We start from the raw sequence: 14,205 nt of genomic DNA on the forward strand, positions 1-14,205 counted from the left end.
CGTCGTTGGACCGCCCGCGAGGCTGTGCGCCCACAGGATTCCGTCGGCTGCGGCGTACGCCGGTTGTCCCGCCGGCGGGACACATACGAGACCTCCCACATTGATCTCCTTGACCACCCAGTGACCTCGGGTTAGGTTTCTAGGGATTTTGGTTCAGGGCAGTTGCGCCGGTTCCGGCGTACGAGGCGACCCACCGTTCCGATGGTCAGACGGTCGCGCATTCTCCGATGTCCGGTCGCGCTTTCTCATTGTCTTCGCGGCTGTCAGGATTTCTTTTACTTTTCTCCCCCAGGCAATGTCCGCGCGGGGGATATTCCGGAGGTGGGGACTTGTCCATCAGTGCTGGCGCCACACTGCCGCTCACGGCCGCGCAACGCGAGATATGGATGGCCGAACAGCGGTTGGCGGGAGCCAACCGGGTTTTCCGGGTGGGCGACTATCTGGAAATCCACGGACGAGTGGATCCGGTGCTCTTCGAGCAAGCCCTCCTGCGGGTTGTCTCCGAGACGGAGGCACTGCACGTCCGTTTTGTGGAAGAGCGCGGCGACGGCCGACAGGTCCTCCACGGACTCGGTGACTGGTCGCCCACGATGATCGACCTCAGCGCCGAACCCGACCCCGAACGAGCCGCCCACGCCTGGCTGGAGGCCGCGGTGGCCCGGCCGATGGACCTCGCCGGCGACCGGCTCTTCGAGTACGCGCTGCTCCGTCTGGGCCCCGACCGCTTCTACTGGTACCAGGGCTACCACCACGCCGTGATGGACGCCTTCGGAGCACTCCTGATCACCCGCCGGGTCGCCGAGGTCTACACCGCCCTTGTCCAGGACCACCCGGTGAAACCTAGCCCCTTCAGCCCGTTGCACGAGCTGCTGGCCGCCGATGAGAAGTACCGCGATTCCCAACAATTCTCCCTCGACCGGGAGTACTGGACCGAGCAATTCGCCGACCGCCCCGAACCGACCGGGTTCGTCGACCGGCCGTCGACCACCCCGGAGCACTACCTTCGGCGGACAGCCGGCCTGGGGGCCGTGGAGCTGAACGACTTACGCGCAGCGGCGCGGCACGCCCGGGCCCCTTGGTCACACCTGGTCATCGCGGCAACAGCCGTCTATCTCCATCGGATGACCGGCTCATCGTGCGTCGTGCTCGGCCTGCCGGTGACCGGGCGTCTGGACCAGCTCCAGCGCCGTACTCCCGGCATGGCCTCCAACGTCCTTCCGCTGCGGCTCTCGTTCCGACCGGATCTGTCGCTCGGTGACCTCCTCGGGCAGATCGCGGACCGAGTGGTCGAGCTGGGCAGGCACCAGCGGTACCGGGCCGAGGACCTGCAACGGGACCTGGACCTGCCGGGCAGTCTGGGAACGTGGTACGCACCGGTCGTCAACGTGATGTCGTTCGACTACGTGCTCGACTTCGCCGGTCTGCCGACCACCGCGCACAACCTTTCCTCGGGCCTGGTGGGCGACTTCACGGTCGCCGTGTGGGACCGGCGCGACGGGACCGGCCTCAAGGTCGATGTCAATGCCCACCCTGAGATCTGCTCGGACGGCGAGCTGGCCGCTCATCATCAGCGCCTGCTCACCGTGTTACGGGCCGTGACCACGGCCGATCCCACCCAACCCGTAGGCCGGATCGACCTGCTCACCGACGAGGACCGCACCGCCCTGCTGGGTATGGCCGCGGATGCTCCGCCAGTTGCAGAGACCACGCTGCCGGGGTTGTTCGAGGCGCAGGCCGAGTGTGCACCGGACGCGGTAGCCGTGACGTGCGACGACACCGCCCTGACCTACGCCGAACTCAACACCCGAGCCAATCGCTTGGCTCACCTCCTCATCACCCACGGCATCGGCCCCGAACACAACGTCGCCCTCGCCCTGCCCCGCTCCACCGACCTCGTCACCGCCATCCTCGCCGTCCTCAAAACCGGCGCCGCCTACCTCCCCCTCGACCCCCAATACCCCACCCCACGCCTCAACCACATGCTCACCGACGCCCAACCCACCCTCACCCTGACCACCACCACAACCCAGACCAACCTCCCCCACCACACCAACCACACCCTCCACCTCGACCACCCCACCCTCGCAACCGACCTCACCCACCAACCCACCCACAACCCCACCGACCACGACCGCACCACCCCCCTCACCCCCCACCACCCCGCCTACATCATCTACACCTCCGGCTCCACCGGCCGCCCCAAAGGCGTCGTCAACACTCACCGGAACGTGGTCAGGCTGTTCGACGCCACCCGCCAGTGGTTCGGCTTCGGCGCCGACGACGTCTGGACGCTGTTCCACTCGTACGCCTTCGACTTCTCCGTCTGGGAGCTCTGGGGGCCGCTGCTGCACGGCGGCCGACTGGTCGTGGTGCCCTTCGAGGTGAGCCGAACGCCGGGGGCGTTTCTGGACCTGCTCGCCGAGCAGGGTGTCACCGTTCTCAACCAGACACCGTCGGCCTTCTACCAGTTGGTGCAGGCCGATGCCGACACGTCCCGGCCGGCCCGGCAGCTCAGTTTGCGCGTTGTGGTGTTCGGCGGCGAGGCGCTGCAGCCCTCCCGCCTGGCCGACTGGTACCTGCGGCATCCCGACGATGCACCGGTGCTGGTCAACATGTATGGCATCACCGAGACCACGGTGCACGTGACCTATCAGCCGCTGACCCGTGATCGGGTGAGCAACGAGGCTGCGAGCGTGATCGGCGTCGGCATTCCCGACCTGCGCACCTATGTGCTGGACGGCGGTTTGCAGTTGGTGGCGCCCGGTGTGGTGGGTGAGCTGTACATCGCGGGCGCCGGCGTGGCCCGCGGCTACCTCGGCCGTTCCGCCCTGACAGCTGAGCGGTTCGTCGCCGACCCGTTCGGTCTGGAGCCCGGCGGACGGATGTATCGCACGGGCGACCTCGTGCGCTGGAACGGCGACGGTGAGCTGGAATTCATCGGCCGCGCCGACCACCAGGTCAAGATCCGCGGCTTCCGCATCGAACTCGGTGACGTCGAGGCGGCGTTGTCCGCTCATCCGTCGGTGGCTCAGACGACCGCGATCGTGTACGAGGAGCGGCCGGGTGACTCCCGTCTGGTGGCGTACGTGGTGGCACGGGATGCTCTTTTACCGCAGCAGGTACGGGATTTCGCGCAGGAGAACCTGCCGGAGCACATGGTCCCCTCGGCCGTGATCCTGCTCGATCGTCTGCCATTGACCACTAATGGCAAGCTCGACCGAGCCGCTCTGCCGGCGCCGGACTTCGCGTCGGTCGGGTCGGGCCGGGAGGCACGCACTCCGCAGGAGCAGATCGTCTGCGACCTGTTCGCGCAGGTACTGGGGCTGCCGCGGGCCGGGGTCGACGACAATTTCTTCGATCTGGGCGGGCACTCACTGCTCGCCACCCGCCTCATCGCGCAGATCCGATCGGTCTTCGGCGTCGAGGTCGGTCTACGAACGCTCTTCGAGGGCCCGACGCCGGCCGCGGTGGCGGCCCTGCTCGACACCGCTGCACCTGGACGACTGGCGCTCACCGTGCGGGAGCGACCTGAGGTCATGCCGCTGTCGTTCGCTCAGCGCAGGTTGTGGTTCCTCCACCAGATGGAGGGGCCCAGCGCCACCTACAACATTCCCCTCGTGCTGCGGTTCACCGGCCAGTTGGACCGGGATGCGCTGCGCGCCGCGCTCGGTGACCTCGTCGCACGGCACGAAAGCCTGCGCACGATCCTGCCCGAGGTCGACGGCACTCCGTATCAACGAGTGCTCGACATAGCGACCATGGAGCTGCCCATCACCGGAACCACTGAGTCCGAACTGGATGATGTGCTGCGCCGGGGAGCTCGGCATGCGTTCGACCTGACCGTGGAACCTCCGCTGCGAGCCGATCTCTTCGAGCTCTCCTCCCAGGAGCATATCCTGCTGCTGGTGGTCCACCACATCGCGGGCGACGGCTGGTCTCTCGGACCCCTCGCCTCCGACCTCACGCACGCCTACACCGCCCGCACCCAAGGAGAAGTCCCGAACTGGGTTCCACTGCCGGTGCAGTACGCGGACTACACCCTGTGGCAGAACGAACTCCTCGGCGACCAGAACGACCCCGACAGCCTCTTCGCCACCCAGATCGACTACTGGACGAACGCCCTGGCCGATCTTCCCGACCAGCTGAGCATCCCCACCGACCGGCCCCGTCCGGCCGTGATGACCTACCGCGGGGACTACGTCACCGTCGCCATCAACCCCGAACTCCACCAGCGTCTCGCCGACCTCGCCCGATCCACCGGGACCAGTCTGTTCATGGTCCTCCAAGCAGGCCTCGCCTCCCTGCTGACCCGCCTCGGCGCGGGCCACGACATCCCCCTCGGCAGCCCCATCGCCGGCCGCACCGACCAGAACCTCGACCACCTCATCGGATTCTTCGTCAACACCCTCGTCCTGCGCACCGACACCACCGGCGACCCCACCTTCACCCAACTCCTCAACCAGGTCCGCGAAACCTCACTCGCCGCCTACGCCCACCAAGACGTCCCCTTCGAATACCTCGTCGAAATCCTCAACCCCACCCGCACCCTCGCCCACCACCCCCTCTTCCAAATCATGCTCGCCCTCCAAAACGCACCCGTGAGTGCGTTGGAGCTTCCCGGAGTGCGTGCCGGTGTCGAGCTGGGTAGGACGGGGACGGCAAAGTTCGACTTGTTCTTCAGTCTTGCCGAGCAACGCGGTCCCAACGGCGAGCCTCAGGGCATCGACGGTGCCGTCGAGTACTCGAGCGATATCTACGACGCACCTACGGTCCATGATCTGTTCGACCGCTGGATCCAGCTCCTCGACGCTGCGACCATCCACCCCGATCAGCCGCTCAGCACCATCAACGTCCTCACCCCCACCGAACACCACCACCTCCACCACACCTGGCAGGACACCGCGCTGCCTCTGCCCGAGGCCTCCCTGGCTGACCTGTTCACCCGGCAAGTGACGAAAACCCCGGACGCCCCCGCCCTCATCACCGCCCACACCACGCTTTCGTACGCGGAGCTGAACACTCGCGCCAACCACCTCGCGCACCATCTCATCGCCCGCGGAGTCCGCCCCGGCGATGCCGTCGCCGTTCTCCTGCAACGCTCACCCGAGACCATCACGACGCTCCTGGCCCTGATGAAGACCGGCGCGGTCTACGTCCCGCTCGACGCCCGCTATCCGAGTGAGCGCATCCACCACATCCTCGAGCAGACCGACACCGCACTCGTCCTCACCGACACCACCTCACAAACCGCACTCCCTACCGCAACACCTCACCTCCTCATCACCGACACCGACGCGGCCCGGTTGGACGGCGACAGCCACCACGCACCCGATGTCACGGTCCAGCCGGACGCCGCCGCGTACGTGATGTACACCTCCGGCTCCACCGGCACCCCCAAAGGCGTCGTCGTCACCCACCGCAACGTCACCTCACTCGCCCTCGACCCCCGCTTCGATCCCCACGCGCACCAGCGGGTTCTGCACCACTCACCCTCCGCCTTCGACGCCTCCACCTACGAAATCTGGGTCCCACTCCTCAACGGCGGCGCCATCGTCATCGCCCCCGCCGGCGACCTCGACATCCCCCTACTGCAGAAAACCATCACCGAACACCACGTCACCGCAGCCTGGCTCACCAGCTCCCTGTTCAACGTTATGACCGAACACCACCCCGAAACCCTCACCGGGGTGCAGCAGATCTGGACCGGCGGCGAAGCCGTATCCGGTGCATCCGTCCAACGCCTCCAACAAGCCTGCCCCACCACCACCGTCACCGACGGCTACGGACCCACCGAAACCACCACCTTCGCCACCTGCTACCCCATCCCCAACCCCTACACGGGCAACGCCACCGTGCCCATCGGCCGCCCCATGGCCAACACCCGCATATACATCCTCGACAACCACCTCCAACCCCTCCCACCCGGCGTCACCGGCGAGCTCTACATCGCCGGCACCGGCCTCGCCCACGGCTACCTCAACCAAACCGCACTCACCGCAGAACGCTTCACCGCAGACCCCCACAACCCACAACCCGGCACACGCATGTACCGCACCGGCGACCTCGCCCACTGGAACGGCGACGGCAACCTCGAATACACCGGCCGCGCCGACCACCAAATCAAAATCCGCGGCTTCCGCATCGAACCCGGCGAAATCGAGAAAGTCCTCACCGACCACCCCGACATCACCCAAGCCGCCGTCATCACCCACGAAAACCAACCAGGCACGATCCGCCTCATCGCGTACGTCGCCGCCACCAACGCGCTGCCTGCGGAGAGCCTGCGTGAGTTCGCCCGCCGGCGGCTGCCGGACTACATGCTGCCGTCGGTGTTCGTCCAGCTGGACAGGTTGCCGCTGACTGCCAATGGCAAGCTCGACCACACCGCGCTGCCCGATCCTGACCCGGCTCCGCAGGCGGACGCCCCGGGACGCGAGCCGCGGACGGCGCGCGAACGGCTGCTCGGTGAGCTGTTCACACGGGCCCTCGGTGTGAACCGGGTCGGCCTTGATGACGACTTCTTCGCACTCGGCGGGGACAGCATCATCTCGATCCGCCTGGTGAGCCTGGCGCGCACGGCAGGGGTCGGTTTCGCGGTCCGGGACATCTTCGAGCGGCGGACCGTGGCTGGGCTGGCGGACGTCGCCGAGGACTTGCCCCAGTCGGCTCCGGCAACCGATGGAGCGGGCATCGGTACGGTGGAGCCCACACCGATCATGCTCTGGTTCGACGAGCGCGGCGGCGCGATCGACCCGTTCTACCAGGCGATGCTGCTGCAGGTGCCGGCCGATCTGGGCGAGGACCGCCTCACTGCGACCGTGCAGGCGCTCGTGGACCACCATGACGCCCTGCGACTGACCCGGACCCCGAGCCGCGCAAGCCGCCGGCCGTGGTCGCTGGAAGTTCTTCCGGTCGGCGCCGTCCCGGCTGCCGACCTGGTGCACCGCGTCGACGTGGGCGCAGGCACGTTCGACGAGGCGCTGGTACGGGATCACCTGGACTCGGCGGCCGCCCGCCTGTCGACGGAGCGGGGGGTGCTGCTCCAAGCGGTCTGGTTCGATGCCGGGCCCAGTCGTGCCGGCCGTCTGCTGTTCCTGGTCAACCACCTGGTGGTGGACGGGGTGTCCTGGCGGCTGCTGCTTGCGGATCTGGTCGCCGGTTGGGAGGCGGTCGCGCGCGGCCGGGCCCCGGGGTTGGAGCCGGTGCACACCTCGTTGCAACGCTGGTCCCGGCTGCTGACGGCGGAGGCCCGCCATCCAGCTCGTGCCGCGGAAGTGCGGCTGTGGGCCGATCTGCTGACCGCTGCTGACCCACCGCTGACCGCTGACCGGCTGGATCCAGGACGGGACACCGTCGGCCGGGCCCGCGACCTCACGCTTTCCCTTCCACCCGACGTCACCACCTCACTCCTGACGACGGTGCCGGCCGCCTTCCACGCGGGGGTCAACGATGTACTGCTGACCGCGCTCGCCCTGGCGGTCGCCCAGTGGCGGCGCCGTCATGCCCGCGGGCGGCACACCGAGCTGTTGGTGGATGTCGAGGGCCACGGCCGCGAGGAGATCATCGAGGACACGGACCTGTCCCGCACCGTGGGCTGGTTCACCTCTCTGTATCCCGTCCGGATCGACCCGGGCGCGCTGGGCTGGGAAGAGGTCGCCGACGGCGGACCGGCCCTCGGGCAAGCCCTGAAAAGAGTCAAGGAGCAGTTGCGCTCCCTGCCCGACAAAGGCGTCGGCTTCGGTCTGCTGCGCCACCTCAATCCGTCGACCGGATCGGAGCTGCGTCGGCTCGCGGTGCCCCAGCTGGGCTTCAACTACCTCGGCCGGTTCGCTTCAGCCGGAACCCCCCTCGTTGCGGGCAACCCGGCGTGGGCCGTGGCATCGGAGGCGGGCTTGCTGAGCGGCGCTGATCCGGGCACCGCCCTGGCGCACGGACTGGAGGTCAACTCGATGGTCCGCGACACTCCGGACGGCCCCTGGTTGGAAGCCGTCTGGACGTGGGCCCCCGATCTCTGGCCCGAGCAGCACGTCCGCGACCTTGCCGAGGACTGGTTCCGCGCGATCCGCGGCCTGGTCCGGCACGGTGACCGGTCCGGCACCGGCGGCCACACGCCTTCGGACTTCCCCCTGACCACACTCAGCCAGCACGAGATCGAGCAACTCGAAGCCGCGTGGAGGATCCAGAAATGACGTCGTCGGGCCTGGAAGACATTCTGCCCCTGTCCCCGATGCAGGAGGGGCTGCTGTTCCACTCGCGCTATGAGCAGGACGGCGCGGACGTCTACGGGGTGCAGCACGTATTCGACATCGCGGGCGCCCTCGACAGTGAGAACCTGCGGGCGGCGGTCCGCGCCCTGGTCCAGCGGCACGCGAACCTGCGCGCCGGTTTCCGGCAGGTGGGGTCGGGTCAGACGGTGCAGACGATTTCCCGTCAGGTCGAGGTTCCCTGGGAGGAGTACGACCTCTCCTCGCTTCCCGGCGACGCAGCGGAGGCGGAGTTCGTCCGACTCGCCGCCAAGGAGCACGGCCGCCGGTTCGACCTGGCTGAGCCGCCGCTGCTGCGCTTCTCCCTGGTGCGGCTCGCCGGGGAGCACCACCGCCTCATCCTGACCACCCATCACATCCTGCTCGACGGTTGGTCCACTCCCATCCTCGTGCGCGAGCTGACCGCGCTGTACGACACTCACGGGGACACCGCTGCGCTCCCCCGGGTCACCCCCTACCGCCAGTTTCTGGGCTGGCTGGCCCAGCAGGACCAACCGGCGGCCGAGGCTGCCTGGCGCGAGGTCTGCTCCGACCTCGAACAGCCCACCCTGATCACACCGGTGGATCCCGGACGCGCCGCGCAGATGCCGGAACGAATCACTGTCGAACTGGACGAGGAGCGCACGGCCGCGCTCGCCGAGTGGGCGCGCGGCCAGGGCGTGACCCTGAACACCGTCCTGCAGGCCGGCTGGGGTCTGGTACTGAGCCGCCGTACGGGCCATGACGACGTGGTTTTCGGCGCCGTCGTGGCAGGTCGTGACCCGCAGCTGTCCGGTGTGGAGTCCATGGTGGGCCTGCTCATCGCCATGGTGCCCGTGAGGGTCAGGCTGGACCCGGCGCAGTCGCTGCTGGCCACAGTCGTCCGGCTGCAGGATGAGCAGTCGCGGCTGACCGCACACCACCATCTCGGGCTGGCCCGTATCCAGCAGCTCGCGGGATTGGGCGACCTCTTCGACACCTCCGTGGTGTTCGAGAACTATCCCTGGGATGACACCGCCGCCACGGTGGGTGCGGGACTACACATCGCCCCCGACCTTGGCCGGGGACGCGACGCGACGCACTACCCGCTCACTCTGATCGCGGCGCCGGGCCGCCGTCTCCACCTGCGTCTGGACTACCGCGACGACCTTTTCGACCGAGCTGCGGCCAACGGATTCCTCGATCGGCTGATCCAAGTGCTCGACCTGATGGTCGCCGACGCGGACCGGCCGGTCGGCCGGATCGACCTGCTCACCGACGAGGAGCGGCGGGAACTGCTGGTCACCCGCAATGACACCGCCACGGTGAATGACAGCGCAACACTACCGGGGTTGTTCGAGGCGCAGGCCGAGTGTGCACCGGACGCGGTAGCCGTGACGTGCGACGACACCGCCCTGACCTACGCCGAACTCAACACCCGAGCCAATCGCTTGGCTCACCTCCTCATCACCCACGGCATCGGCCCCGAACACAACGTCGCCCTCGCCCTGCCCCGCTCCACCGACCTCGTCACCGCCATCCTCGCCGTCCTCAAAACCGGCGCCGCCTACCTCCCCTCGACCCCCAATACCCCACCCCACGCCTCAACCACATGCTCACCGACGCCCAACCCACCCTCACCCTGACCACCACCACAACCCAGACCAACCTCCCCCACCACACCAACCACACCCTCCACCTCGACCACCCCACCCTCGCAACCGACCTCACCCACCAACCCACCCACAACCCCACCGACCACGACCGCACCACCCCCCCTCACCCCCCACCACCCCGCCTACATCATCTACACCTCCGGCTCCACCGGCCGCCCCAAAGGCGTCGTCATGCCGGCATCGGCGCTGCTGAATCTCCTCGCGTGGCATCACCGCACGGTCGGTGGCGCACCCGGCAACAGGACCGCACAGTTCACAGCGATCAGCTTCGACGTGTCCGCTCAGGAGATTCTGTCGGCCGTCGCCTACGGCAAGACGCTGGTCATCCCCGACGAGTCCGTCCGCCGCGACGCGGCCCGGTTCGCCGCGTGGCTCGACGACCGCCAGATAGACGAGCTGTTCGCCCCGAACCTGGTGCTGGAGGCCCTAGCTGAGGCCGCTGTCGAGCAGGGCCGTACGCTGATGCGGCTGCGAACCGTCGCGCAGGCCGGCGAAGCTCTGACGCTCAGCGGCAAGGTCCGTGCATTCCACCGTTCGACCCCGGGCCGGGGACTGCACAACCACTACGGCCCGACCGAAACCCATGTGGTCACAGCCCACACGCTGGTCGGCGATCCTGACCTCTGGCAGCTGCCCGCGCCGATCGGCCGGCCCATCGCCAACACGCGTGCCTATGTGCTGGACGGCGGTTTGCAGTTGGTGGCGCCTGGTGTGGTGGGTGAGCTGTACATCGCGGGCGCCGGTGTGGCCCGCGGCTACCTCGGCCGTTCCGCCCTGACAGCTGAGCGGTTCGTCGCCGACCCGTTCAGCCTGGAGCCCGGCGGACGGATGTACCGCACGGGCGACCTCGTGCGCTGGAACGGCGACGGTGAGCTGGAATTCATCGGCCGCGCCGACCACCAGGTCAAGATCCGCGGCTTCCGCATCGAACCCGGCGAGATCGAGAAGGTCCTCACCGACCACCCCGACATCGCCCACGCCGCTGTGACCACGCATGAGGATCAGCCGGGGCGGTCCCGTCTGGTGGCGTACGTGGTGGCACGGGATGCTCTTCTACCCCAGCAGGTACGGGATTTCGCGCAGCAGAGCCTGCCGGAGCACATGGTCCCCTCCGCGGTGATCCTGCTCGATCGCCTGCCACTGACCACGACCGGCAAGCTCGACCGTTCCGCCCTGCCGACGCCGGACTTCGCGTCGGTCGGGTCGGGCCGGGAGGCACGCACTCCGCAGGAACAGATCGTCAGCGACCTGTTCGCCCAGGTACTCGGCCTACCGCGAGCCGGAATCGACGACGACTTCTTCGACCTCGGCGGGCACTCACTCCTCGCCACCCGCCTCATCGCCCGCATCCGCGCCACCTTCGGCGTCGAGATGGGCCTGCGCACCCTCTTCGAGGCTCGGACCGTCGCGGCGGTGGCGGCTCGGCTGGACACTGCTGGCCCGGCGCGACTTGCCCCGACCGTGCGGGAGCGGCCCGAGGTCATGCCGCTTTCCTTCGCGCAGCGCAGGTTGTGGTTCATCCACCAGATGGAGGGGCCCAGCGCCACCTACAACATTCCCCTCGCACTCCGCCTCACGGGCGGGCTGAACGAGGACGCACTGCGGGCCGCGCTGGCTGACGTCATCACCCGGCACGAAAGCCTGCGCACCGTCTTCCCCGAGATCGACGGCACCCCCTACCAGCACATACTGACCCCCGAAGCCGCCGCACCACGTGTGACCGTCATTCCGACGACGGAAGCCGAGCTGGCGACCGTACTCGAACAAGCAGCCCGGCACGCCTTCGACCTGGCCGTCGAACCCCCGCTGCGAGCCGATCTCTTCGAGCTCTCCTCCCAGGAGCATATCCTGCTGCTGGTGGTCCACCACATCGCGGGCGACGGCTGGTCTCTCGGACCCCTCGCCTCCGACCTCACGCACGCCTACACCGCCCGCACCCAAGGAGAAGTCCCGAACTGGGTTCCACTGCCGGTGCAGTACGCGGACTACACCCTGTGGCAGAACGAACTCCTCGGCGACCAGAACGACCCCGACAGCCTCTTCGCCACCCAGATCGACTACTGGACGAACGCTCTGGCCGATCTTCCCGACCAGCTGAGCATCCCCACCGACCGGCCCCGGCCGGCCGTGATGACCTACCGCGGGGACTACGTCACCGTCGCCATCAACCCCGAACTCCACCAGCGTCTCGCCGACCTCGCCCGATCCACCGGGACCAGTCTGTTCATGGTCCTCCAAGCAGGCCTCGCCTCCCTGCTGACCCGCCTCGGCGCGGGCCACGACATCCCCCTCGGCAGCCCCATCGCCGGCCGCACCGACCAGAACCTCGACCACCTCATCGGATTCTTCGTCAACACCCTCGTCCTGCGCACCGACACCACCGGCGACCCCACCTTCACCCAACTCCTCAACCAGGTCCGCGAAACCTCACTCGCCGCCTACGCCCACCAAGACGTCCCCTTCGAATACCTCGTCGAAATCCTCAACCCCACCCGCACCCTCGCCCACCACCCCCTCTTCCAAATCATGCTCGCCCTCCAAAACGCACCCGAAGGAACCTTCCAACTCCCCGGACTCCGCATCGACCTGGCACCCGGACGCACCGGAACCGCAAAATTCGACCTCTTCTTCAGCCTCGCCGAACAACGCGGACCCAACGGCGAACCCCAAGGGATCAACGGCGCGATCGAGTACTCCAGCGACATCTACGACGCACCAACCGTCCACACCCTCTTCGACCGCTGGATCCAACTCCTCGACACCGCGACCGCCCACCCCGACCAACCCCTCAGCACCATCAACGTCCTCACCCCCGCCGAACGCCACCACCTGCTCCACACCTGGCAAGACACCGCTTCCCCGGTGAGCGAGACCCTCCTGCCGGACCGCTTCGCGGAACAGGCTGCCGCCACGCCCGACGCCGTGGCTCTGATCGTCGGGGATGCCACCCTGTCGTATGCGGAGCTGAACTCTCGCGCCAACCAACTCGCCCACGCCTTGTTGCGACGTGGTGCCGGGCCGGATCTGGTGATCGCCCTTGCGCTGCCTCGCTCGGCCGACCTGGTGGTCGCCCTGCTGGCAGTGCTCAAAACTGGTGCCTCGTACCTGCCACTGGATCCGGATCATCCGGCGGCACGCATCGAGTACGTGCTCGAGGACGCGCGACCTGCCCTGGTTCTCACTACGACGCGAACGGACCGGCTGGTGGCGGGCGGCTCGTCGCAGCGGTTGGTTCTGGACGCTGCCAATGTCCGCGCGCTGGTGGCTGACTGCTCCGACAGCGATCCGACCGACGCCGACCGTGTAGCACCGCTGCGGCCCGCGGACGCCGCGTACGTGATCTACACCTCCGGGTCGACCGGACGTCCCAAGGGCGTGGTCGTGCCGCACGCCGCGTTGCTCAACTTCTTGGAGGCCATGCGGCAGAAGGTCGAACTTCGGCCTGAGGAGCGGCTGCTCGCGGTCACCACCGTCGCCTTTGATATTGCTGCTTTGGAGCTGTATCACCCGCTTCTCTCCGGTGCAGCGGTGGTCCTGACGCCGAAGGAGTCGGTCACGCAACCTTCTGCCGTACTGGACTTGATCGCCCGGCACGGTGTCACGGTCCTTCAGGGGACCCCCTCGCTGTGGCAGCTGCTGGTGGCGCACAACCCGGAGGCCCTGCGGGGCCTGCGCATGCTGGTCGGAGGGGAGGCACTGCCCACCGCCCTCGCCGAAGAAATGCGCGAGCTCACGGACGACCTGACCAACCTGTACGGACCGACCGAGACCACCATTTGGTCGACTGCCGGAGACTTGGCCGATGGCGCGGGCGCTGCCCCCATCGGCCGGCCGATAGCCAATACGCGGACCTATGTGTTGGATGACGAGCTGCAGTTGGTGGCGCCTGGTGTGGTGGGTGAGTTGTACATCGCGGGCGCCGGCGTGGCTCGCGGCTACCTCGGCCGTTCCGCCCTGACGGCCGAGCGATTCGTCGCCGACCCCTGCGGCCTGGAACCCGGCGGACGGATGTACCGCACCGGCGACCTCGTGCGCTGGAACGGCGACGGTGAGCTGGAATTCATCGGCCGCGCCGACCACCAGGTCAAAATCCGCGGCTTCCGCATCGAACCCGGCGAGATCGAGAAGGTCCTCACCGACCACCCCGACATCGCCCAGGCCGCCGTCATCGTTCGTGAGGACCAGCCGGGAGACGCCCGTCTGGTCGGCTATGTCGTCGCCGACAGTTCGACGGACGATCGCAATGAGCAGGTCGAAGAGTCACAGTTGAGCGAGTGGCAGGAACTGTACGACTCCGTCTACACCTC

Annotated in this window: 2 protein-coding genes and 1 pseudogene; all 3 read left to right on the top strand. The window is 67.9% G+C overall.

Annotated features, from left to right (window positions below; all coding sequences use genetic code 11):
• Nucleotides 1-329: 329 nt before the first annotated feature.
• Nucleotides 330-8,189 (top strand): non-ribosomal peptide synthetase, encoded by a 7,860-nt coding sequence (locus C8250_RS02265; protein ID WP_274599392.1) that lies wholly within the window; start codon nt 330-332, stop codon nt 8,187-8,189.
• Nucleotides 8,186-9,868 carry a condensation domain-containing protein gene (locus C8250_RS44415; protein WP_274599393.1) on the top strand — a complete coding sequence of 561 codons (1,683 nt, stop codon included), beginning with the start codon at nt 8,186-8,188 and terminating at the stop codon, nt 9,866-9,868. Before C8250_RS02265 ends, C8250_RS44415 begins: the two co-directional genes overlap by 4 nt.
• Nucleotides 9,869-9,964: 96 nt before the next feature.
• A pseudogene (locus C8250_RS44690) lies at nt 9,965-14,140 on the top strand (amino acid adenylation domain-containing protein); the annotation flags it as partial.
• Between the last annotated feature and the right edge of the window lie 65 nt (nt 14,141-14,205).

The sequence above is a fragment of the Streptomyces sp. So13.3 genome, assembly GCF_005860785.2.
Lineage (GTDB): Bacteria > Actinomycetota > Actinomycetes > Streptomycetales > Streptomycetaceae > Actinacidiphila > Actinacidiphila fildesensis.

Bases quoted from the DNA above. Each gene is read 5' to 3' on its own strand.
- C8250_RS44415 (WP_274599393.1), top strand. From the start codon at position 8,186: ATGACGTCGTCGGGCCTGGAAGACATTCTGCCCCTGTCCCCGATGCAG.